Genomic DNA, 24,599 nt, shown 5'->3' on the forward strand with positions numbered 1-24,599 from the left:
GCCAGTAGACGACTACAGAGACTTTCCAAGGAGAGAAATTGCTCGACGCAACCACATTTGACGAGCTTCGCATTGGCCTGGCAACCGCCGACGACATCCGCAAGTGGTCTTACGGTGAGGTCAAGAAGCCCGAGACCATCAACTACCGCACCCTGAAGCCCGAGAAGGACGGTCTGTTCGGTGAGCAGATCTTCGGACCGAGCCGTGACTGGGAGTGCGCGTGCGGCAAGTACAAGCGCGTTCGCTTCAAGGGCATCGTGTGCGAGCGCTGCGGCGTGGAGGTCACCAAGTCCTCCGTCCGTCGTGAGCGCATGGGCCACATCGAGCTCGCCGCTCCCGTGACCCACATCTGGTACTTCAAGGGTGTTCCCTCGCGCCTCGGCTACCTGCTCGACATGGCGCCGAAGGACCTCGAGAAGGTCATCTACTTCGCGGCCTACATGGTCATCGACGTCGATGAAGAGGGCCGTCACGCCGACATGCCCGGCCTCGAGAACGAGATCCGTCTCGAGATCAAGACGATCGGCGACCAGCGCGATGCCCGCATCGCGACGCTGATGGTCCGCAAGGAGGAGGAGCTCGCGGCACTCGAGGCCGAGGGCGCCAAGTCCGACCAGAAGAAGCGCGCCGAGGCAGCCGCCGACAAGGAGATGACCGGCGTCCGCAAGTCGGCCGACGAGCAGATCGCGCACCTCGAGCGCGTGTGGGAGGACTTCCGCACCCTCAAGGTCGGCGACCTGAAGCCCGAAGACGCCGTCTTCCACGAGCTCCAGGACCGCTTCAGCATGTACTTCACCGCCTTCATGGGCGCTGAGGCCATCAAGAAGCGCCTGCTCGCGTTCGACCTGGCCGCCGAGGCAGAAGACCTGCGCCTGCAGATCGCCGAGGGCAAGGGTCAGAAGAAGATCCGCGCCATCAAGCGACTCCGCGTCGTGAGCTCCTTCCTCGCCACGGGCAACTCGCCCGCCGCGATGGTGCTCGACGTCGTTCCGGTGATCCCGCCGGAGCTTCGCCCGATGGTGCAGCTCGACGGTGGCCGCTTCGCGACCTCCGACCTCAACGACCTCTACCGTCGTGTGATCAACCGCAACAACCGCCTTCGTCGCCTGCTCGACCTCGGTGCCCCCGAGATCATCGTCAACAACGAGAAGCGGATGCTGCAGGAGGCCGTCGACGCGCTGTTCGACAACGGTCGTCGTGGTCGCCCGGTCACGGGTACCGGCAACCGCGCCCTCAAGTCCCTGAGCGACATGCTCAAGGGCAAGCAGGGTCGCTTCCGCCAGAACCTGCTCGGCAAGCGCGTCGACTACTCCGGCCGTTCGGTGATCGTCGTCGGCCCGCAGCTGAAGCTGCACCAGTGCGGTCTGCCCAAGCAGATGGCCCTGGAGCTCTTCAAGCCGTTCGTCATCAAGCGCCTGATCGACCTGAGCCACGCTCAGAACATCAAGGCCGCGAAGCGCATGGTCGAGCGCTCGAACCCGCACGTGTGGGACGTCCTCGAGGAGATCATCCGCGAGCGCCCCGTGCTGCTGAACCGTGCACCCACCCTGCACCGTCTCGGCATCCAGGCGTTCGAGCCGCAGCTCGTCGAGGGCAAGGCCATCCAGCTCCACCCGCTCGTGTGCGCCGCGTTCAACGCGGACTTCGACGGTGACCAGATGGCCGTGCACCTGCCGCTGTCGGTCGAGGCCCAGGCCGAGGCCCGCATCCTGATGCTCGCGTCGAACAACATCCTGAAGCCGTCCGACGGTCGTCCGGTGACCCTGCCCTCGCAGGACATGATCATCGGTCTGCACCACCTGACGACCGAGAAGCCCGGCGCAGCCGGCGAGGGCCGCGCGTTCTCGTCGATCTCCGAGGCGATCCTCGCGTTCGACCAGAACCGTCCGGGCGAGATCGCACTCGACCTCAACGCGAAGGTGCGCATCCGTCTCGACGGCGTGCACTTCGCCGAGGGCGAGGCCCCCGAGAAGTTCGTCGAGGGCAAGCCGTACCTCATGGAGACCACGCTCGGTCGTGCGCTCTTCAACGAGGCGCTTCCGGTGGACTACCCGTTCTTCAACGAGCAGGCCGGCAAGGGCCAGATCTCGGCGATCGTCAACGACCTCGCCGAGCGCTACCCGAAGACCGAGGTCGCCGCGACCCTCGACCGGATCAAGGACGCCGGCTTCCGCTGGGCGACCCGTTCGGGCGTCACCGTCGCGCTGTCCGACATCATCACGCCCCCCACCAAGGGCGAGATCGTCGGTCGCTACGAGAAGCTGGCCGCCAAGGTCACGTCGCAGTTCGAGAAGGGTCTCACGACCGACCTCGAGCGTCGTCAGGAGCTCATCCAGATCTGGACCAAGGCGACCGACGAGGTCGCCAAGGCCATGCAGGAGAACTTCCCGACCGACAACACCATCAACCGCATGGTCACGTCGGGCGCCCGTGGTAACTGGCTCCAGGTTCGCAACATCGCCGGTATGCGCGGTCTCGTGAACAACCCGAAGGGTGAGATCATCCCCCGCCCGATCATCTCCTCGTACCGCGAGGGTCTGTCGGTGGCGGAGTACTTCATCGCGACGCACGGTGCCCGCAAGGGTCTGGCCGACACGGCCCTCCGTACCGCCGACTCGGGCTACCTCACGCGTCGACTCGTCGACGTCTCGCAGGATGTCATCATCCGCGAAGAGGACTGCGGCACCGGCAAGGGCCTCGAGCTCCCCATCGCGACGACGGATGCCGCGGGTGAACTCGTCCGCGACCCCAACGTCGAGAACTCGGTGTTCGCCCGTTCGCTCGCGGCAGACGCCGTGAACGACAAGGGCGAGGTCGTCGCCGAGGCCGGCGAGGACGTGGGCGACGTGCTCATCGACAAGCTCATCACGGCAGGCGTCGGATCCATCAAGGTCCGCTCCGTCCTGACCTGCGAGTCGGCCGTCGGTGTCTGCGCGAAGTGCTACGGCCGTTCGCTCGCGACCGGCAAGCTCGTCGACATCGGCGAGGCCGTCGGCATCATCGCGGCCCAGTCGATCGGCGAGCCCGGCACGCAGCTCACGATGCGTACCTTCCACACCGGTGGTTCTGCTTCGGCCGATGACATCACGCAGGGTCTTCCCCGCGTGCAGGAGCTCTTCGAGGCCCGTACCCCCAAGGGTGCGTCGCCCATCGTCGAGGCCGCCGGTCGCATCACGATCGACGAGAGCGAGCGTCAGCGCAAGGTCATCCTCACGCCCGACAACGGCGACGAGCCGATCGCGTACAACGTGCTCAAGCGTTCGACCCTCCTGGTCGAAGACGGACAGCACGTCGAGCTCGGCCAGCAGCTGATCGTCGGCGCCGTCGACCCCAAGGAGGTCCTCCGGGTCAAGGGCGTGCGCGAGGTGCAGAAGCACCTCGTCGACGGTGTGCAGGGCGTCTACCGCTCGCAGGGCGTGCCGATCCACGACAAGCACATCGAGGTCATCGTGCGCCAGATGCTGCGCAAGGTCACCGTCGTCGACCACGGCGACACCGACCTGCTTCCGGGTGAGCTGGTCGACCGGTCGAAGTACCAGGAGATCAACCGCGCGACGATGACCGAGGGCAAGAAGACCGCCTCGGCTCGTCAGGAGGTCATGGGTATCACCAAGGCCTCGCTCGCGACCGAGTCGTGGCTGTCGGCCGCGTCCTTCCAGGAGACGACCCGCGTGCTCACGCAGGCCGCCATGGAGGGCAAGTCCGACCCGCTCGTCGGCCTCAAGGAGAACGTCATCATCGGAAAGCTGATCCCCGCGGGCACCGGTCTCAACCGGTACCGGAACGTGGCGGTCGAGGCGACCGAGGAGGCGAAGGCGGAGCGGTACCCGAACCGCATCTTCACCGACGACGCGGCGTTCACCGAGGGCGACCTGAGCTTCGTCGACTTCGACGCGTTCTCGAACGACGACTTCACGCCCGGCAACTACAGCTAGGCGCGATTCGCTCCACGAACGGCCCCCGATCCACTGCGGATCGGGGGCCGTTCGGCGTTTCACGGGTCGGGCGACGGGGTGACGGATGCCGCGGCATCCGCTCGTCTCAGTGCACCTCGTTCGGCGGCCCCCGCCCGGGAGACCCCCGCCCGGGCGGCCCCCGCTCTGGGGGCCGCGGCGGCGGGATCGCGAACCTAGGGTGTTCCCACACGCGGAACCCGATCCGCGTGCTTCACACCCGGTGCGGTGGTCGGCCCGACGACCGCTCCGACCGATCGTGCGGAGCGACATGGCTGTCCTCGGAGAGATCCTGATCCTGCAGGGCGACGTCCCGTACGAGCACCTGCACGAGGTCACGTCGGTCGATGAGACCGACGAGCGGGCGGTGCAGTCGCTGGTCACGCGGGGGCTCATCACCGAACGGCAGTTGCAGCGTGCCCGGGCTGCCCAGGCCGGCGTGCCGTTCATCGACGACCTGCTCGACTACCCGGTCGAGCAGGAGGCCGTCGACCTGGTGGGCCCCTCGACGTGCCGGCGGCATTCGGTGCTGCCGATCGCAGTGACGATCGACACGATCATCCTCGCGATGGCGACGCCGGGCGATGTCTTCGCGCTCGACGACGTGCGCGTCGAATCCGGGTTGACCGTGAGCCCGGTGGTGGCCGACCGGGAGCAGCTGCTCAGCATGATCGACCGGTACCACCGTGCCGATGAGGAGCTGCTCGACCTCGCGACGACGCTCGAGGGCGAGGCGGAGGCATCCCTCACCGAGACGTTCCAGGTGGCCGACGCCGACGACGACGCGCCCATCGTGCGCCTGGTGAACGTGCTCGTGTCGCAGGCGATCGCCGACGCGGCCTCCGACATCCACATCGAGCCGCAGGAGCACTCGCTGCGCGTGCGGTACCGCATCGACGGCGTGCTGCACGAGATGCAGAGTGCACCGAAGTCGATCCAGAGCGGCGTCATCTCGCGCCTGAAGATCATGGCCGACATCGACATCGCCGAGCGTCGCAAGCCGCAGGACGGCCGCATGTCGGCCGTCGTCGGCGGGCGCAAGGTCGACGTGCGCGTCGCGACGCTGCCGACGGTGTGGGGCGAGAAGGTCGTCATGCGAATCCTCGACAACTCGCATGCGAGCCTCGACCTGCGCGATCTCGGGTTGAGCCCCTCGAACCAGGCGGTGTTCGAGCGGTCGTACCGCAAGCCGCACGGCATGATCCTCGTCACGGGTCCGACGGGGTCGGGCAAGTCGACGACGCTGTACGCGACGCTGAACGCGGTGGCACGTTCGGAGGTCAACGTGATCACGGTCGAGGACCCGGTCGAGTACCGCATGAACGGCATCAACCAGGTACAGGTCAACGCGAAGGCGGGCCTGACGTTCGCGAGCGCGTTGCGCAGCATCCTGCGGTCCGACCCCGACATCGTGCTCGTGGGCGAGATCCGCGACCGTGAGACGGCGCAGATCGCGATCGAGGCGTCGCTCACCGGCCACCTCGTGCTCTCGACGCTGCACACGAACGACGCGGCGAGCGCCGTCGTGCGCCTCACCGAGATGGGCGTCGAGCCGTTCCTCGTGGGGTCGGCGGTCGACTGCGTGGTCGCGCAGCGGCTCGCGCGCCGGCTGTGCGACCGGTGCAAGGCGCCGCTCGAGGTCACGCGCGAGGAGCTCCAGGTGCTGCGCTTCGAGCTCGACCCGGGCGAGACGGTACCCGAGATCTTCGGGGCCGTCGGCTGCCAGGCGTGCGCGAAGACGGGCTACAAGGGCCGCATCGCCCTGCACGAGGTCATGGAGGTCGACGAGCAGCTCGAGCGGCTGGCCGTGGCGAGGGCCGCGGCGAGCGAGATCGGCGCGATGGCGCGTCGCAACGGCATGAGCTCGCTCCGCCAGGACGGCTGGGCGAAGGTGCGCGACGGCGTCACCTCGATCGAAGAGGTGCTGCGCGTCGCGATCTAGCGCGCGCAGGGCGAGGCACGAGAGTCACGAGAGGCATGCGATGAATGCAGGGGAGCAGCGCTGGGCGGCCGATGAGCCGCTCGACGCGGGGGTCGACACCTGGCCGACGGACGCCTCGGGCGGCCGGTTCGGCGACGATGCGCGCACGAGCGTGCTCGACGCGGTGCAGCCGGGGCAGGCCGGTGTCGAGCCGAAGCACGTGTGGCCCGAGGGCCTCGAGCCGGTGGCGGAGCCGGGCGTGCCGATCATCCCCGAGGGGCGTCGGGCCGTGCCGACGTGGGATTCGAGCGGGCAGACGGCCTCGGTCGTGCCGCTGACCCCGGCGGAGGAGCAGGCTCTCGCAGCGGCCGACCCGTCGCTCGTCGCGGCGCTCCGCCAGGTGCAGCTGCCGGCGGTGTCCGACCTGCACATCGCGGTGGGCGCGGCGCCGACGTTCCGCATCGACGGCGGGCTGCGGCAGGCGACGGGTCCGGCGTGGGATGCCGAGCGCGTGCACGCGGCCCTGCGGAGCCTGCTGACACCCGAGCAGGCGGCGGCGTTCGAGCGCGACCTCGAGCTGGACTTCTCGTTCGCGGTGTCGCCCGAGCAGCGGTTCCGCGTGAACTACTCGATGCACCGCGGGTCGATGGGGGCGGCGTTCCGCCTCATCCCCGCCGACATCAAGGACCTCGCGGCCCTCGGCGTGCCGAAGACGGTCGAGCAGTTCGCGACGCTCCCGCGCGGGCTCGTGCTCGTCACCGGCCCGACGGGCTCGGGCAAGTCGACGACGCTCGCGGCGCTCATCGACCTCATCAACCGCACGCGGGCCGACCACATCATCACGGTCGAGGACCCGATCGAGTTCCTGCACGAGCACAAGCGCTCGATCGTGCACCAGCGCGAGGTCGGGCCCGACACGCACAGCTTCGCGGCAGCGCTGAAGTTCGCGCTGCGGCAGGACCCCGACGTGATCCTCATCGGCGAGCTCCGCGACCTCGAGACGATCTCGGCGGCGCTCACCGCGGCTGAGACCGGCCACCTCGTGTTCGCGACCCTGCACACGCAGGACGCCCCGCAGACGATCGACCGCATCATCGACGTGTTCCCGCCATACCAGCAGGGGCAGGTTCGCCAGCAGCTCGCGGCGACGCTCCAGGGCATCGTCTGCCAGACCCTCGTACGGCGAGCGACCGGCGAGGGGCGCACGATCGCGACCGAGGTGCTCGTGATGACGCCGGCCATCGCGAACCTGATCCGCGAGGGCAAGACCTACCAGGTGGCATCCGCGATGCTCGGCGGTCGCGACCTCGGCATGCAGACGATGGACCAGTCGCTCGCCGGCCTGGTCGACTCGGCGGTCATCACCCGCCGGGTCGCGCTCGAGAAGGCGCACGACCCCGACGCGTTCGAGCAGCTCGTGCGCCGCAGCGGCGACGTGACCCGCTCGAACGCCCAGGGTCTCGGCGAGATCGACTTCGGCGACGAGTTCTCGAAGGGGGTCCGCTGATGGCGACCGCGCAGTACACCTACGTCGGCCGCGACACGGCCGGCAAGATCGTCAAGGGGCGGATGGATGCCTCGAGCGAGTCGTCCGTCGTCGGCCGCATGGCCGTCATGGGGCTCGCGCCCGTGTCGGTCGAGGAGGCGCCGCCCGGCACGGGCCTGCAGCGCGAGATCTCGTTCGGCGGATCCGGCGGCTCCGACTCGGTGCCGCTGAAGGACCTCGCGATCATGGCCCGCCAGATGGCGACGATGATCGGCGCGGGCCTGTCGATCCTGCGCACGCTCTCGGTGCTCGAGTCGCAGACCTCGTCGAAGAACCTGCAGCGCATGCTCACGAAGGTGCGCGACGAGGTCGAGCGCGGCGGGTCGGTCTCGGAGTCGTTCGCGGCGTTCGACCACACGTTCCCGCCCGTCATGATCAGCATGATGCGCGCGGGCGAGACGGGCGGGTTCCTCGACCGGGCCCTCGCCTCGGTCGCGGAGACCTTCGAGAAGGAGGTCAAGCTCCGCGCGGCGATCCGATCGGCGCTGACCTACCCCGTGATCGTGCTCATCATGGCCGTGCTCGCGGTGATCGGCATGCTCGTGTTCATCGTGCCGATCTTCAAGGACATGTTCGACGGGCTCGGCAGCGAGCTGCCGTGGCCGACGCAGGTGCTCGTGACCATCTCGGAGCAGATGGTGTGGATCCTGCCGGTGTTGCTCGTCATCGGCCTCGCGACGTGGATCTGGTGGGCCCGCAATCGGCACACCGCGAGGGTGCGCCGCGCCCTCGACCCGTGGAAGCTGCGCGCCCCCGTGTTCGGCAAGCTCGCCCGCAAGGTCGCCATCGCACGGTTCGCGCGCAACCTCTCGAACATGACCGGCGCCGGTGTGCCGATTCTGCAGTCGCTGAAGATCGTGGGCGAGACCTCGGGCAACTGGGTCATCGAGCAGGCGCTCGACCGCGTCGGCGACCAGGTGCGCAAGGGCAGCTCGCTCGCCGCGCCGCTCGCGGCCGAGCAGGTCTTTCCGCCCATGGTCACCCAGATGGTGTCGGTCGGCGAGGACTCGGGCTCGCTCGAGCCCATGCTCGACAAGGTCGCCGAATTCTACGAGCTCGAGGTCGAGACGGCCTCCGAGCAGCTCACCGCGACGATCGAGCCGCTCATGATCGCCCTCCTGGGCGTCGTGATCGGCGGCATGGTCATTGCGCTCTACCTGCCCATCTTCACGATCGCCACGGCGGTGCAGGGGGGTTGACCGGCCGCCCCTGCGGCGGTGAAGCAGCCTTCCGAACCCGGCGTCGCCGGGCACTTCGCCATGTGATCCATTCGAATGCATTGACCCTCGGAAAGGGGGTCTGATCTGGGATAAATGTCACCCGACAGGGGACTTACGGGCGGTGAAATCACCTTCTTAGACTCGCCTGACAGCCGGCCCCCGCCGGAAGCAACCCGACAGAATGGAACCACCGTGATCAAGCGGATCCTGGCGTCGCTCGAGGAGCGCCGTCGCAACCTCAAGGATGAGGACAAGGGCTTCACGCTCATCGAGCTCCTCGTCGTCGTCATCATCATCGGCATCCTCGTCGCGATCGCCATCCCGGTGTACATCGGGCTCCAGAACGGCGCGAAGGACTCAGCCGCCAAGTCGGACCTCGCGAACGACAAGATCGCGGTTGTGGCCTACTACACGGAATTGGGAACTGCTGCGGCTGCTCCGACATCGGCGACTCTTGCTGACTACGGCTACGCGCGGAGCACCGTGGCGGCACCGTCGATCAACGCGACGTCGGCCAGCACATTCTGTGTCTCAGTGAAGAGCGACGCAGGCGACTTCTACGCGGTGAGCGCGACGACAGCACCTGCGAAGGGTACGTGCACTGGTACGGCGTTCACGCCGCCGACTCCCTAGAACCGATCTGGCGTGGCGGGGTGTCGAGTCCCAACGGCGCCCCGCCACCGTCCGCTCCACCCACTGACGGCATACCCGAAGCCCGAAGGAATCACGTGCCCACACGCACCACCCTCATCGATGAGGCCCAACCCGCGGATGACGCGGGGATGGGCCTCGTCGAGGTGCTCGTCGCGATGCTCGTCTTCGCGATCGTCGCCGTGAGCGTCGCCTACTCGCTCACGTTCACGCTCACGACCACGAAGAACACCAAGGACCGCGAGATCGCCGTGAACCTCGCCGCCGAGGAGATCGACGAGGTGCGCTCGATCGGGAACCCGTTCGCCGTCCTGTCGGTGCCTCGTCCCCCGAGTGTGCCTGCGCGTGAGCAGGTCGTCGGCGGTGTGAGGTTCACGATCAACCGCGAGACCTCCTGGGTCAATGAGTCCGGCACCGATGCGAACTGCTCGGCGTCTGGCGGAACCCTCCGCTACAAGCGCATCAAGGTCACGGTGGACTGGCCTGGCAGTGGTGCCGGAGCAGCCCCCGCCGTCAGCGAGACCCTCCTCGCGCCGGCGAGCCGCATCAACGATGCGCTGAAGGGCACGATCTTCATCTCGGTGAAGGGCTCGAACGGAGCGGGCCTCGAGGGCGTGACGCCCACGGTGAGCGGTACAGCCGCCCCGGCCGCCGAGCCGACCGATGCCGAGGGGTGCAGTTTCGTGCTCGGCGTGACGCCGGGCAACTACGCCGTCACGATCGGCGGCGGATTCATCGACACCACGCAGGCGAGCCCTTCGAGGGTGCCGGTGACCGGCAATCTCGCCGTGCTGGCGGGCCAGTCCACCGCATTCCAGTTCGAGGTCGATCGTCCCGGCACGTTCCGCACCCAGTACGCCACCAATCGTTCGGTGCTCGCGAACGGCACCACCACGGCGATCATCTTCCCGCCGGCATTGAAGACCAACTTCACCAGCACGCTGGCGCCATTCACGAAGGCAGCGCAGCCCGTCGACACCACGGGCACCATCAAGACCGCCGAGCTCACGACGAGCCTCTTCCCGACCCCCGCGGGGTATCAGGCCTTCGCCGGTGACTACACCGCCAGCTTGCCCAGCCAGCCCGGATGCGAGGTCTCGGACCCCGCTGCGTGGGCCGCCGACGTCTCGACCGGAACCACGTACATCGCTCAGCGCGGAGCGGGCCAGTCCACGACCCCGAGCGGCACGGCCGCGCCGATCAGAGTGCCCATGGGAATCGTGCAGGTCACCCGGGCCGCGACAAGTACGGGCACCTCGACCCGCACCTACCTCCTCGCGATCCGCCAGTCGGGCCCGGTGCTCGCGGGGCAGCCGGGCTGCGTCGAGAGCAGCCCGCAGACCATCCAATTCGGACAGATCCTGCCGGGTACGGGAGCGGCGACTATTCGCATAGCGCTTCCGTTCGGCAGTTGGAAGCTCTGGGCGACGAACACGAACACGACGAGCACCTCGAGCAACGTCACCCAACTCACCAGCGCAGCGCAGGCGACGATCCTCAGCAACGTGATCCCCGGCCGCGCGAACGCCGACGCGAGCGGCATCCTCACGGTCGACCCGAGGGGGATCACCCCATGATCGTCACCCGCTCGAGACGACTCCGACGGGTCGACGGGCAGAGCGACGACGCAGGCCTGAGCCTCGTCGAGCTGCTGGTCGCAGTGATGCTCATGGGCATCGTGCTCACCATGGTCGCGAGCCTGTTCATCTCGACGACGAAGTCGACCGCCCAGAGCGGCGAGGTGCACGAATCCACGGGCAACGCCTCGAACATGGCGAACGCCCTCGGTGGAGTCATCCGCTTCGCGACGACCAACCCCAAGACCGGATCGACGGTGCCCGACCCTGCGCTCGTGGTCGCGCGTGCCGACCGGCTCGCACTCATCGCCGCGGTCGGGGTCTCCGCGACGGCGGAGCCGAGCGGCCGGCCCCCGAAGCCGACGCTCGTGGAGTTCTCGTCCGCATCGAACCGACTGACCGAGCGCCGGTGGACCCCGACGTCCTCGGGCGCGACCTGGGTGTTCGCGGGGGGTTCGGATCCGACGACGGCCGTCCCGGCCATGACCAGAGGACTGGGCGGGCGGCTGACGAACGCGGCCGTCTTCACCTACTTCGACGCGACGGGTGCTCCGCTCGACCCCGGCACCGGCGCGCTCACCGCCGCCCAGCGGGCGAACGTGGCCGAGATCGGGATCCGCCTCGTGGTCGTGCCGCCGAGCAATCCGACAGGAGCACAGTCGGTCGTGATCGAACGCCGGATCCCGCTCGCCAACCTCGGGCTCAGGGGGCCGACATGACCGCTCGAACCGCGCGCTCGCTCCGCAGCGCAGCATCCGACGATCGCGGTGCAGCGCTCCTCACGGTCGTCGGCATCTCGCTCGTGATGCTCCTCCTCATCGCGATCGGCGCGAGCTACTCGCTGTCGGGTATCCGCAAGGCGGACACGGACGGCGATGCGAGTGCGGCCCTCGCCGCCGCCTACGCGGGCGCCGACGAATTCACGAGCCGGCTCTCGAACGATGCCCGGTACTCGCGATTCGGAAACCCGGCGTCCCCATTCACGATCGCGAACGGCAGCACGGGTGGCGTCACCCTCCCGACCGGGGTCGACGCCAATCCCGCCTTCAATGTCACGGCCGGGGCAGCGTGGGCGTCGATTCCGGTGCCGCCCCCGAGTACGAGTCGTGCCTTCTTCCGGTACGAGGTCGACAACTCCCAGTACGACCGCACCGGCGTGATCCGCGTGCGTTCGACCGGCAAGGTCGATACCACCACCCGCAGCGTGATCGTGAACATCAAGCAGAAGGGGTTCATCAACTACCTCTACTTCACCGACCTCGAGTCGACCGACCCCGTCATCAACTCGAGCTGCAACACCGCGTACGACTACGTCACCAATCACAGCACCGGCTGCCACGTGCAGTTCGGAAGTTCGGACTGGCTCCACGGACCGATCCACTCGAACGACACCTTCAAGATCTGCTCAGCGAAGTTCGACGGCGCCATCACGACCGGCGACCAGCGTGCCACCAACTGGGACAACGCCGGTTGCTCGACGGCGCCGACGTTCGGCGGCGGCGCACCGGTCTCCGTCGCGCCGATGCCGATGCCGCCGACGAACACCGCGCTGGCGAACGAGGCTCGGGCCGACATGCCCGACACGGTCCCGCGCCCAGGGTGCATGTACACCGGACCGACGAAGATCACCTTCCTCAGCGCCGGCAGTGCCCGCATCGTCTCGCCGCTCACGAAGTACACGCAACCGGCCGCGACGGTCGGCGCGAGCCTGAATCCCGCGGGATGCGGAACGCCGGGCACCGGGCCGGGCCAACTCGGATATCCGGGCGGCTCGACCGCGGCCGACCCGCCCGGGGCGATCGTCTCGACGGTGGGGGTGCCGCTTGATCACAACCTCATCTGGGTGCAGACGGTGCCGACGAACACCGCAGATCCGAACTACCGATCCATGGCCTCCGGCCTGCCGGGCACGTTCCAGTGCCTCGCGGCCGCGGCGGCGCGGTCGGCGACCTCCTTCCCGAGCCGTCCGGCCACGAGCGCGCAGCCCGCCGGATGGGCCTTCGGCTCGGCGGCGAACCTCATCCGCTACCCGCTTGCGACCGAGATCACGCCGACCACGGAGAGCTCCGTCGCGCCGTCGTACAGCTGCTCGAACGGCGACGTGTACGTCGAGGGAACGCTCAAGGGCGCGATCACCGTCGCGGCGGCCAACTACGTCTATCTCACCGGAAACCTCCGGTACACGAGCGCGGATGACGACATCCTCGGCATCATCGGGCAGAACGCGGTGTGGGTGTGGGACCCGCGCACGTGCACCGCGGTCACCCGCACCGACGCACCGGCCGGGACCTTCCCGGGCACATCGGGTTGCGGCAAGTCGACGACATCGGAGGACCGCCGATTCGACGCGGCGATCCTCTCGGTCGCCCACACCTTCATGGTGCAGAGCTTCGACAGCGGGAGTCGGGGCGACCTCACCGTCTTCGGCTCGATCGCCCAGAAGTTCCGCGGCCCGGTCGGCAATACGAGTGGAGCCGGTTACGACAAGGACTACTGGTACGACGAACGGTTCCGCCAGATCGCCCCGCCGAAGTTCCTCGCTCCGACCTCGACCACCTACGGCGTGACCCAGTACGCCTCCACCGCGCCCGCCTTCACCTCGACGGGAGCACCGAACTGATGCCCGCCGCGCTCACCACCCTGCCGGCGTTCCTGGTCGCGGCCGTCGGCCTGCTCGGCCTCGCGATCGGCTCGTTCCTGAACGTCGTCGTGTACCGCGTGCCCGCGGGCAAGTCGGTCGTGGCGCCCCCGAGCGCGTGCCCGGAATGCGCCAGCGAGATCCGCCCGCGCGACAACGTGCCCGTGCTCTCGTGGCTCGTGCTGCGGGGGCGCTGCCGCGACTGCGGGGCGCCGATCTCGGCGCGGTATCCGCTCGTCGAGCTCTTCACGGGGGTCGCGTTCGCGGGCATCGCCGCGTGGGTCGCGTTCGGCGGGTCGAGCACGGGGGCGACGGATGCCGGTGCGCCGGCGACCGGGGCCACGCTGGTGCACTCCCTGCTCGACCTGGCGATCATGCTCGTGCTCGCGGGCGTCAGCATCGCGCTCGCGCTCATCGACCTCGACACGAAGCGGTTGCCGAACGTGATCGTGCTGTGGGCGGCGATCCTGCTCGGCGGGCTCGTGGTCGCGGCGTCCCTCGTCGCGGGCGACCCGATGGCGATCGGGCGCGCGCTGCTCGGCGGCGTCGGGCTGTTCAGCCTCTACCTGCTGCTCGCGATCGCCTCGCGCGGCGGGCTCGGCATGGGCGACGTGAAGCTGGCCGGCGTGCTCGGGCTCGTGCTCGCGTACTTCGGCTGGGCCGAGCTCGCCGTCGGCGCGTTCGCGGCGTTCCTGCTCGGCGGCCTCGCCGGGCTCGTGCTGCTCGTCACGCGTCGCGCCGGCCGGCGCACCGCGATCCCGTTCGGCCCGTGGATGCTGCTCGGCGCGTGGGTCGGCATCGTCTTCGGCGGGCAGATCGCCGCCTGGTACCTCGGCCTCGCCGGATTCGGGTGACCCGCCCGCACCCGACGTGAGCGCAGCACGCCGGCCCGCGGCATCCCTCCAGACCAGCACCTGCAGCACCGCACGACAGCATCACCACAGCAGCACGACGGCACCACCACGGCACCACCACAGCACGGCACCACCAGCAGCACCACAGCACGACCCGAACGAAGGAACCCGAGATGGCACGAACACTCGCCGGCATCGACATCGGCAACGGCTCGATCCGCGCGGCGGAGATCGCCGACGCGGGCGGCCGCAAGACCCCCGTGCTCACCCACTACGCCGAGATGACCCTGCCTGAGGGCGCGGTCGTCGGCGGCGAGGTGCGCGAGCCCAACACCGTGGCCGCGGCCGTGCGGTCCCTCTGGACGCGCGGCGGCTTCACGACCAAGCACGTCGTGCTCGGCATCGGCGGCGAACGGGTGCTCGCCCGCGACTTCACCGTGCGCCGGGCGCCCCTCGCGCAGATCCGCGAATCGCTGCAGTTCGAGGCGCGCGACGTGCTGCCCATGGCGATCTCCGACGCGGTGCTCGACTTCTACCCGAAGTCCGAGGGCATGAGCGAGCAGGGGCCGGTCGTCACGGGACTGCTCATCGCCGCCCCGAAGGACGTCGTGCTCGGCAACGTGCGCGCCGTGCAGGCGGCCGGGCTCACCGCCGCCGACGTCGACCTCATCCCGTTCGCACTGACCAGGGCGCTCGTGACGCGCGCCGGGGTCGCGGGCACGGTCGCCGTCGTCGACATCGGCGCCGAGACCACGACGACGCTCGTCGTGCGCGACGGCGTCGTGCAGTTCGTGCGCATCGTGCACACGGGCGGCAACGCGGTCACGGGCGAGATCCTGAAGGAACTCGACTCCGACCCTGCGACGGCCGAGTCGATCAAGCGCGAGCTGGGCCTGCGCCTCACCGACGCCGAGACCGCCGACGGACGCCAGGCGGTCGAGGTCATCGCGAACGTCGTGCGCGGCCAGCTCGCCGCGATCCGCAACACCATCGCGTACTACCAGAACTCGCACGCCGACGATCCGGTGACCCGGGTGCTGCTCACGGGCGGCGGCGCGCATCTCAAGGGGCTCGCGACCGCCCTCGGCGAGCTCACCCGGCTGCCCGTCGAGCATGTCGACGCCTTCTCGGCCGTGCGACTCGGGCATCGGCTCGAACGCGCGGGCCTCGGCGGCGACGCCAGGCACATGGCCGTCGCGGTCGGCCTCGCACTCGGGAGCGCGGCATGAGCGCCAAGGGCGCGGGCGACGCCATCATCGCCGCAGAACCCAGGGCCAGCCTGCTGCCCGAGGAGATCCGCACCGAGCGCGCGGTCAAGCGCACCCGTCGCGGCCTCGTGCTCGGCGTGCTCGCCACGTTCGTCGTCGCGGCCCTCGGGGTCGGCGCCGTGTTCGCGCTGCAGGTGCAGGCCTCAGTGCAGCTCGCGCTCTCGCAGGTGCACACGACCGACCTGCTCCAGCAGCAGACCGAGTACGGCGAGATCCGCGAGCTCCGGAGCAACGTCATGATCGTCTCCCAGGCGCAGGCGATCGGCGCCTCGACCGAGATCGACTGGCGCGACTACCTCGAGGAGGTGCAGGCCACGCTGCCGGCCGGCGTCGTCATCACGCAGGCCGACATCGACTCGGCCACGCCGATGACCCCGTACGCGCAGTCGACCGCGCCGCTGCAGGGCGAACGCGTCGCGACGATCGCGTTCACCGCCACGAGCCCCACGCTTCCCGACGTGCCGGTCTGGCTCGACGGACTCGCGACGCTCCCCGGCTACGCGGACGCCCTGCCCGGCGAGGTCTCGGCCGACGAGAACCGGGTGTGGACCGCGACCATCACGATGCACGTCGACCAATCGGTCTTCACCAAGCGCTTCGCCACGACGGATGCCGCATCCGAACCCGCCGGCACCGGCACCGAGACCGTAGAGGACGGTGAATGAGCATGACCTCACGCAATCGGCTCTGGGTGATCGGATCCGTCGCCGCCATGGCGGTGATCCTGCTGCTCGCCTGGTTCATCGGCATCCAGCCGCAGCTCGCGTCGCTGCAGGCGATCCAGGCGCAGCAGGCCTCCATCGACGCGCAGAACGCCCGCGAGCAGGCCGTGCTCGACCAGCTGCAGGCCGACGCCGACCACGCCGACGAGCTCGAGGCGGAGTGGAAGGCGGCGTCGGCGTCCGTGCCCGACGGCACGGGCGTGCCCGACTTCATCGACCAGCTCTACGCCCTCGAGACGAGCACGGGCGTCGTGATCGAGCGCATCACGGTCAGCGACGCGGCCCCGTTCGTGTCGGCGGCTCCCGCGGTGCCCGTCGATGCGCCCGCCGAGGGCGCCGACGCCACGTCGGGCGACACGACCGCGACGGCGACGGATGCCGCGGCCGCCGCCGCGACATCCGGAGCCCTGGACGCGACGAACTTCGCGACCCTGCAGGTCGGCATCGAGGTCTCGGGGGAGTATGCGAACATCCTCGAGTTCGTGCACGGTCTGCAGTCGGGCGCCCGGCTCGTGCTCGTCAACGAGGTCGAGGTGAGCACGGCTGCGGTCGACCCGAACGCGGCTGCCGGCCCCGTCTTCGACGAGTCGGGCGAGCCCGTCGCGGCGCCTCCCGCGGCGCCCGCCGTGAGCCACCAGGCTCGCATCGGCGGCTACATCTTCTCGCTCGTGAACGCCGACGAGGCCGCCCCCACCCAGTCGGATCTCGGCGCCGATCAGGCTGCGTCGCAGTAGCCGACGCTCCACGAAAGCACCGCGCGCGCTCCCGGGCGCGCGCGGTGCTCGTTGCTAGCATGAGCCAACCGACGCGGGTGCGTGGCGCCCGGAAGGAGCGCGATCATGAGCGACACGACGAGTGGCCCTGACAAGACCGGTGCGACTCCGTCCGATGGGGCAGACGCCACCCTGCCCGGTGACGAGTCCGCGACCGACGCTCCCGCCGAGGCCGAGGTTGCAGCCGAGCCCGGCGTCGAGCCCGGTTCCGAGCCCGGTGCCGACCCGGTGACGGATGCCGCGGGGGAGCCCCTGTCCGTGGACTCCGAGGCGGGGTTCGCCGAGCCCGACCCCGAGCCCGTCGCGGCGGCGGGGCCGGTGCCCGCGGCGGTTGCCGAGCCCTTCGCCGAGCCTGCGGCGGAACCCGCGGATGTCGAGCCAGAGCCCGTTGCCGAGCCCAAGCCTGTCGCCGAGCCCGAGCCCGAGCCCGAGCCGGTTGCCGCTGTTCCTGCGGCAGCCGCCGTCGCCCCGGAGCCGGTCGTTGAATCCGACGTCGATGCGGATGCCGCGCGCACGGCGAAGCTCGACGAGGCCGTGCAGCGTGCGAACGCCGGCGCCGTGACCTCACCCGGATCCGATGCCGACGCGGACGCGCTCGCGGCCCTCGCCGTCCCCGCCGTGACGCCGTCGGAGCCGACGGCCGAGCCGGCCTTCGAGCCACTGCCCGAGCCGGTCGCCGCCGAGAGCGTGCGCCGCGAGACGTACATCCCGCCGAGCGCGGCCGCGGCGACGGTCGGCGGCGCGGCCACCCTCGCCCCCGACCCGTTGATCACGCCGTCGACGCCGCCAGGGCCACCGCAGACGATCTACGTGCAGGCGCCCGTGCCGCCCAAGCTGAAGGGCAACCGCGGATTCGGCGTGCTCGTCGCCGCGATCGGCGCCGTGGCCTTCGCCCTGATCTACGCGGCCGTCACCTACCTGCTGCTGCTCAGCCGCGGCGACCAGGGCGCCGCGACCGACGAGTTCGTGAAGTTCCTCGCCGGCCCCTACTGGGCATTGTTCTGGGTGCCGACGATCGCGCTCTTCCTCGGCTTCTCGCTGCTCGCGGCGATCGTGAACCGCGGGCCGTGGTGGACCTACGCGGTCTTCGGCCTGCTGGTGGGCGTGCTCGTGTACTTCTCGTACATCGGCGCCTCGCTCCTCGCGGTGCAGGCGTGGACTCTCACGTTCGACGAGGCACAGACCTTCATCGGCGAACGCTGGCTCGATCCGTTCGCGATCGTGGCGGGCGTGATCGCGCGTGAGATCCCGATCTGGCTGGGCGGATGGATCGCCGCACGCGGGCGCACCGTGACCGAGCGCAACCGCGTGGCGCTCGAGGCGTACGACCGCGAGCTCGCCGCCGGACCGAAGCCGATCGCCTGACCGTGGGACGCCGACCGGGCCGGGGCACGTGCCCCGATCCGGGGCGCGGGCCGGCCCGCAGTCTCGATCGATGAACGCCGGGCCGGTGCCGCTCGTTTAGGGTTGTGCGGGGGACCGCCGCCCGCATGGTGACCGCTCCCCATCGACAGCGCCCGCCGGATCGAGTTTGCTGGCTCGTTGACCCTGCGCCCGAGGAGCCTTGTGAGCATCACGATGCACGTCGACGACGAGCCCACGCCCGGGCTCGGCCCCGACGGACGACCCGACCCCGCCTACGCCGCCGCCCTCGGGCTGGTGCCGGCGCCGACGGGGCGACGCGCCGCGGCGTTCAGCCTCGACGCCGCGGTCTGGCTCGTGCTCGCCTCGCCCACCATCTTCGGGGCCGTCGCCCTGTCGGGCGCCGTGCTCGCCGCAGACGGCGACGCGTCGGCGGTCGACCTCGCAGCACTCGCCGGCCCGCTCATCGCGATCGGCGTCGGGCAGGCGCTCACGGCCGTCTTCGGGCTCGTGCAGCTGGTCATGCACGGATTCCGCGGCGTCACCGTCGGCAAGGCCGCCCTCGGCATCCGCTCGGTGAGCGTGGTCGACTTCGGCAAGGCGGGCTTCTGGCGCGTCACCCTGCGAGCGCTCGTGCTCTGGGCGAGCTGGCTCGTGCTGCTCCTCATCGGCCCCGCGCTGATGTTCCTCTCGTCGAACTGGGACCCCGAGCAGCGGGGCCGCTCCTGGCTCGACCGCATCGGGCGCTGCTACGCGGTCGACGCGCGCGACGGGCTCGACCCGTTCGACGCGAAGGCGCTGCGGCACGCCCGCCGCCAGGTCGACGCGCCGCGCGAGGCCGGCACGGCGAAGCTGCCGTCGCTGGCGAGCGACCGTCCCGTCGGCGAGGAGTTCCTCATCCCGTCGCAGCGCTCGAGCTCGGGCGTCGTCTCGGCCGGCGGGTCCGTCGAGACCGGCCAGTGGACGCCGCCGCCGGTCGGGTCGACGGGTCCGCCGCCGGCCCCGGCCGTGCCCGCGCCACTGCCGCCGAGCCCCGCGGCAGCCGCGCCGGTCGCACCATCCGCGCCGGTCGCACCATCGGCACCGGCCGTGCCGCCGCCCGCCGCGCCGGCCGCGCCGCCCCCCTTCGTCCGGCCGCAGCAGACCACGCTGCCATTGCCCCCGTCCGCCGCGCCCGCGCCCACTCCGCAGAGCGCCGGCCGGGCCGTCGTGCTCGTCTTCGACGACGGCACGAGCCTCGTGCCCGGCGACTACGGCCTGCTCGGTCGCGCGCCCGTCGCGGCCCCGGGCGAGCAGGCGCAGCTGGTGCCGCTCAGCGACCCGTCCATGATGATCTCCAAGGTGCACGCCGAGTACGGCGCCGGGCCGTCGGGCTTCTGGATCGCCGACCGCGGCTCGACGAACGGCACCGAGGTGCGGCATCCCGACGGCCGGGTCGAACCGCTGAGGGCCGGCGTGCGCACGCCGCTCGCCGTCGGCAGCGTCGTCACCGTCGGCGGCCGCAGCTTCACGATCGCAAGCGACTCCGGAAGGTAACGCATGAAGCTCAAAGTCGGTCTCCGACGCCAGCAGGGAGCCCCGGTCGACCTCGTCATCACGACGGATGCCACGGCGACCGTCGGCGACGTCGCCTCGGCGATCGCCCACAACGACCCCGCGTCGCCCGGCCTCCGGGGGGCGACCGGGCTCAGCCTCGCGGTGGCACCGCCGACCTCGAGCGATCCGGTCGTCCTCGACCCGAACGTGCTCATCGGCGATGCCGCGATCGGGTCGGGCTTCAACGCAGCCGTCGTGGCCGGGCAGACCGCCGGCGGCCAGGCCGGCCAGTCGGCGGTCGCGGCGGTCATGCGCGTGCACAACGGCCCCGATGCTGGCCGCGAGTTCCCGCTCCCGCGCGGCGCGAGCATCATCGGCCGCGCCGCGGGCGCCGACATCGTGCTCGTCGACGCGCTCGCGTCGAAGCGGCACGCGAGGGTCGAGGTCGACCAGGCCTCGATCGAGCTCGTCGACCTGAACTCCGCCAACGGGCTCGTCGTCGACGGCGGCCTCGTGCAGCGCGTGCGCGTGATCCCCGGCCAGAAGATCACGATCGGCGACACCGACATCTCGTTCTCGCTCGTGGCGACCAGCGACGCGGCTCCCTCGAGCGATCCGGTGCTCGAGCGCGGCGGCTCGCTCATGTTCAACCGCTCGCCGCGCGTCGAGGAGCGATACCCGGGCATGGAGCACCGGCATCCGACCGTCCCGAACGAGGCCGAGCCGCGCCTGTTCCCGTGGCCGATGATCGTCGCGCCCGTCATGCTCGGCTTCGCGATGTTCGCCTTCACGGGGCGGGCGACCTCGCTGCTCATCGTCGCGATGTCGCCGCTCATGATGCTCGGCAACTTCATCGGCCAGCGCACCCAGCAGGGCAAGAAGCTTCGCCTCGAGATCGACACGTTCGAGACCCAGATCGAGGACCTCGAGGAGAAGCTCGCGAAGGAGACGGTCGTCGAGCGCGCCCGCCGCCACGAGGAGTCGCCCGCGGTCGCCGCGGTCTACGAGCAGGCCATGCGCCTCGGGCCGCTGCTCTGGACCCGCCGCCCCGAGCACTGGAACTTCCTCGCGCTGCGCCTCGGCGTCGGCCGCGCCCGCAGCCGCAACACGGTCGCGCAGTCCAGCGAGCTCAAGGGCATCGCGCGCTACGCGGGCCAGGTCGACGTGCTGCGCGATCGCCACGAGTTCATCGAGGACGTGCCGCTCGTCGAGATGCTGCCGAGCTCCGGCGCGATCGGCATCGCCGGTCCGCGCCACCTCGCCGCCGACGTCCTGCGCGGCCTCGGCGTGCAGCTGTTCGGCCTGCACGCGCCGAACGAGCTCGTCACGGCGGCGATCGTCGACCCCGCGTGGGCGCGCGAGATCGAGTGGATGAAGTGGCTCCCGCACACGACGAGCCCGAAGTCGCCGTTCGCCGAGCTCGCCCTGGCCGACAGCCAGTCCGCGGGCACGGCGCTCCTGAACGCCCTCGAGGAGACGATCCTCGAGCGCCTGTCGGGCACGGCGAGCCGTCGCGGACCGCTCAGCACCGAGGACTCGACGATGTCGCTCGGCGCACGGGTCGGCGGCTCGGGCGGCACGGCCGGCCAGCTCGACGGCGACCTGGCGCTCGTGCTCATCGCGACGAACGACGCGCCCGTCGACCGGCCGCGCCTCACGCAGGTCATCGAGCGGGGGGCGGATGCCGGGATCTTCACGATCTTCCTCGCGCCCACCGTCGAGTCGCTGCCCGCCGCCTGCCGCACCTTCATCGACGCCACGAACGGACTCGAGCACGCCAGGGTCGGTTACGTGCGGGCCGGCGAGGACTACCGCGAGGCCGTCGTCGAGGGCGTCTCGAACCAGTACGCCGAGGTGTTCGCGAAGCGCCTCGCGCCCGTCGTCGACTCGAGCTCGGTGACCGCGGACTCGACCGACCTGCCGCGCAGCGTCTCGCTGCTGCGCCTGCTCGGCACCGACCTGGCGGCGCAGCCGTCGACCGCGGTCGAGCGCTGGCGCCAGAACAACTCGGTGCTCGACCGCACCCGCGGCGCACGCCCGCGGCTGAAGCGCGCGGGCACGCTGAAGGCGTTCATCGGCCAGGGCAGCCCCGACGCGATGTCGCTCGACCTGCGCACGCAGGGCCCGCACGCCCTCGTCGGCGGCACGACCGGCTCGGGCAAGTCGGAGTTCCTGCAGGCGTGGGTGCTCGGCATGGCCGCCGAGTACAGCCCAGACCGCGTCACGTTCCTCTTCGTCGACTACAAGGGCGGATCGGCGTTCGCCGACTGCGTCGAGCTGCCGCACTGCGTCGGACTCGTCACCGACCTGAGCCCGCACCTCGTGCGTCGTGCGCTCACGAGCCTCCGCGCCGAGCTGCACCACCGCGAGCACCTGTTCAACCGCAAGAAGGCGAAGGACCTCCTGGAGCTCGAGAAGCGCCAGGACCCCGAGACCCCGCCCGCGCTCGTGCTCGTCATCGACGAGTTCGCCGCGCTCGCGGGCGAGGTGCCCGAGTTCGTCGACGGCGTCGTCGACATCGCCCAGCGCGGACGTTCGCTCGGCATCCACCTGATCATGGCCACGCAGCGCCCGGCCGGCGTCATCAAGGACAACCTGCGCGCCAACACGAACCTCAGGGTCGCGCTGCGCATGGCGGATGTCTCCGACTCGAACGACGTCGTCGGCGACCCGATCGCCGGCACCTTCGACCCGTCGATCCCGGGCCGCGGCATCGCCAAGACCGGCCCCGGACGCCTCGTGCCGTTCCAGTCCGGTTACGCCGGCGGCTGGACGAGCGACGTGCCCGACGTCGCACAGGCGAAGGTCGCCGAGCTCCGCTTCGGCGGCGCGATCGTCTGGGAGGGCGACGGCGAGGGCGAGTCCGACACCCACGACGAAGACCTGGGTCCGAACGACCAGAAGCGGCTCGTGAAGAACCTCATCGCCGCGGCGGCCGAGGCGCGCATCCCCGCTCCCCGCCGACCGTGGCTCGACGACCTCGCGACCACCGTCGACCTCCGCAGACTCCCGCAGGACGGCGACTCGCGCATCCCGCTCGGGCTCGCGGACATCCCCGAGCGTCAGCTCCAGGAGCCGATGTACTTCCTGCCGGACACCGACGGGCACATGCTCGTCTACGGCACGAGCGGCGCGGGCAAGTCGACCGCGCTCCGCTCGATCGCGATCGCCGCGGGCGCCAGGCCCGACCTCGCGCGAGCGGTCGTCTACGGCCTCGACTTCGGCACCGGATCCCTCCGCGCCATCGAGGAGCTGCCGCACGTGGGCTCGATCGTGCCCGGCGACGACGCGGAGCGCGTGCAGCGCCTGCTCCGCAACATCCGCTCGGTGCTCGACGAACGCGCCAAGCGGTTCTCGGCCGTGAACGCGGCGACCCTGTCGGAGTACCGCGCGATCACCGGCCGCTCCGACGAGTCGCGCATCCTGCTGCTCATCGACGGCTTCGGCACGTTCAAGCAGGAGTGGGAGACCACCTCGGCGCGGTCGCCGTTCTACGCGATCTTCATGCGCCTGCTCGGCGAGGGTCGACCGCTCGGCATCCACGCCATCGTGACGGCCGACCGCTACGGCGCCGTGCCGACCGCGGTCAGCGCGAACGTGAGCAAGCGCATCATCCTGCGGATGTCGGATGACGGCGCCTACGCGATCCTCGGCGCGCCGAAGGACGTGCTCAACGAGCGCAGCGCACCCGGTCGCGCCATCGTCGACGGATTCGAGACGCAGATCGCGGCGATCGGCGGCACCGCCAACGTCGCCGAGCAGACGAGCGCGATGCAGGAGTTCGCGGCGACCCTCCGCGAGCGTGGCGCGGTCGAGGCCTCCGAGATCGGCGCGCTGCCGACCGAGCTCGCCGCGACCGACCTGCCGGACCAGATCGACGGCCAGCCCGTCATCGGCGTCTCCGACGACGTGCTCGGCCCCAAGGGCTTCGAGCCGATCGGCACGTTCGTGATCGCCGGACCGCCGAAGAGCGGCAAGTCGAACGCACTGCGCGCCCTCATCACCTCGGTGCGCCGCTTCGAGCCCGCCGTGGAGCTGTTCCACTTCGGCGGGCGGCGGGCGGTGCTCCGCGAGTTCGCGCCATGGCGCCGGTCCGCGACCACCATCGACGATGCGCGGGCCCTCGCCAAGGAGCTCGCGGGCATCGTCGGAGACGAGTCGATCCCGGGCCGCATCATGATCGTCGTCGAGAACGTCACCGAGTTCGGCGACACCGACGCCGAGCGGCCGCTGAAGGAGCTCTTCCAGGCGATCAACCGCAGCGACCACTTCCTCGTCGGAGACGGCGACGTGTCGCAGCTGAGCTCGGGCTACGGCCTCGTCGGCGAGCTCAAGGCCGGCCGGCGCGGCATCGCGCTGCGGCCGGAGACCTACGACGGCGACTCGCTGTTCAAGGTGCCGTTCCCGAAGGTCGCCAGGCACGAGTACCCCGAGGGCCGAGGCATCTTCGTCGAGAACGGCGCGTTCGTGACCGTGCAGCTGCCGCTCGTGGGGGAGACGCCCATCGGTGGGTAGTCCTCCCCATTGGGCGTGTCGCACCGTTGCCCTTATCTTTGGTGGAGCAGGGCGCGCCGCGGC

General features: G+C 70.4%; 15 protein-coding genes. All 15 read left to right on the forward strand.

All coding sequences use genetic code 11. The features are described 5' to 3' along the window. The first annotated feature begins 38 nt into the window (after positions 1 to 38). Complete coding sequence (gene rpoC, locus ABIC29_RS11605) at positions 39 to 3,935, forward strand: DNA-directed RNA polymerase subunit beta' (RefSeq protein ID WP_116083731.1); 3,897 nt, start codon at positions 39 to 41, stop codon at positions 3,933 to 3,935. 289 nt (positions 3,936 to 4,224) lie between these two features. Continuing rightward, positions 4,225 to 5,895: a GspE/PulE family protein gene (locus tag ABIC29_RS11610; RefSeq protein ID WP_116083729.1), complete on the forward strand. Its 1,671-nt coding sequence runs from the start codon at positions 4,225 to 4,227 to the stop codon at positions 5,893 to 5,895. Positions 5,896 to 5,935: 40 nt separating this feature from the next. Then, on the forward strand, positions 5,936 to 7,381 hold the full coding sequence (locus tag ABIC29_RS11615; RefSeq protein ID WP_354245489.1) for a type IV pilus twitching motility protein PilT: 1,446 nt from the start codon (positions 5,936 to 5,938) through the stop codon (positions 7,379 to 7,381). Further along, positions 7,381 to 8,619 carry a type II secretion system F family protein gene (locus ABIC29_RS11620; protein ID WP_354245492.1) on the forward strand — a complete coding sequence of 413 codons (1,239 nt, stop codon included), beginning with the start codon at positions 7,381 to 7,383 and terminating at the stop codon, positions 8,617 to 8,619. The genes ABIC29_RS11615 and ABIC29_RS11620 overlap by 1 nt, the downstream gene beginning before the upstream one ends. Positions 8,620 to 8,832: 213 nt before the next feature. Then, a complete protein-coding gene (locus ABIC29_RS11625) occupies positions 8,833 to 9,273 on the forward strand; it encodes a prepilin-type N-terminal cleavage/methylation domain-containing protein (protein ID WP_354245495.1) in 441 nt (146 codons plus the stop codon). Between the two features lie 95 nt (positions 9,274 to 9,368). Further along, positions 9,369 to 10,868 (forward strand): type IV pilus modification PilV family protein, encoded by a 1,500-nt coding sequence (locus ABIC29_RS11630; protein ID WP_354245498.1) that lies wholly within the window; start codon positions 9,369 to 9,371, stop codon positions 10,866 to 10,868. After that, positions 10,865 to 11,587, forward strand: coding sequence for a PilW family protein (locus tag ABIC29_RS11635; RefSeq protein ID WP_354245499.1), 723 nt, complete (start codon positions 10,865 to 10,867; stop codon positions 11,585 to 11,587). The genes ABIC29_RS11630 and ABIC29_RS11635 overlap by 4 nt, the downstream gene beginning before the upstream one ends. Beyond that, positions 11,584 to 13,488 carry a hypothetical protein gene (locus ABIC29_RS11640; protein WP_354245501.1) on the forward strand — a complete coding sequence of 635 codons (1,905 nt, stop codon included), beginning with the start codon at positions 11,584 to 11,586 and terminating at the stop codon, positions 13,486 to 13,488. The genes ABIC29_RS11635 and ABIC29_RS11640 overlap by 4 nt, the downstream gene beginning before the upstream one ends. Beyond that, entirely contained in the window at positions 13,488 to 14,360 is an 873-nt protein-coding gene (locus tag ABIC29_RS11645) for a prepilin peptidase (RefSeq protein WP_354245504.1), read from the forward strand. Before ABIC29_RS11640 ends, ABIC29_RS11645 begins: the two co-directional genes overlap by 1 nt. Positions 14,361 to 14,533: 173 nt before the next feature. Beyond that, positions 14,534 to 15,589: a type IV pilus assembly protein PilM gene (gene pilM, locus ABIC29_RS11650; RefSeq protein ID WP_354245506.1), complete on the forward strand. Its 1,056-nt coding sequence runs from the start codon at positions 14,534 to 14,536 to the stop codon at positions 15,587 to 15,589. After that, positions 15,586 to 16,293, forward strand: coding sequence for a PilN family protein (locus tag ABIC29_RS11655; RefSeq protein ID WP_116083708.1), 708 nt, complete (start codon positions 15,586 to 15,588; stop codon positions 16,291 to 16,293). The genes pilM and ABIC29_RS11655 overlap by 4 nt, the downstream gene beginning before the upstream one ends. Continuing rightward, entirely contained in the window at positions 16,290 to 17,084 is a 795-nt protein-coding gene (locus ABIC29_RS11660) for a hypothetical protein (protein ID WP_354245509.1), read from the forward strand. The genes ABIC29_RS11655 and ABIC29_RS11660 overlap by 4 nt, the downstream gene beginning before the upstream one ends. A 105-nt stretch (positions 17,085 to 17,189) precedes the next feature. After that, positions 17,190 to 18,488 carry a hypothetical protein gene (locus ABIC29_RS11665; protein ID WP_354245512.1) on the forward strand — a complete coding sequence of 433 codons (1,299 nt, stop codon included), beginning with the start codon at positions 17,190 to 17,192 and terminating at the stop codon, positions 18,486 to 18,488. A 201-nt stretch (positions 18,489 to 18,689) separates the two neighbouring features. Further along, positions 18,690 to 20,021, forward strand: a complete 1,332-nt coding sequence (locus ABIC29_RS11670) for an RDD family protein (protein WP_354245515.1) — start codon at positions 18,690 to 18,692, stop codon at positions 20,019 to 20,021. 3 nt (positions 20,022 to 20,024) lie between these two features. Beyond that, positions 20,025 to 24,536, forward strand: a complete 4,512-nt coding sequence (locus ABIC29_RS11675; RefSeq protein WP_354245517.1) for a type VII secretion EssC family protein — start codon at positions 20,025 to 20,027, stop codon at positions 24,534 to 24,536. The last annotated feature ends 63 nt before the right edge of the window (positions 24,537 to 24,599 follow it).

Origin of the sequence: Agromyces sp. PvR057 (assembly GCF_040547485.1) — a bacterium.
Taxonomy (GTDB): domain Bacteria; phylum Actinomycetota; class Actinomycetes; order Actinomycetales; family Microbacteriaceae; genus Agromyces.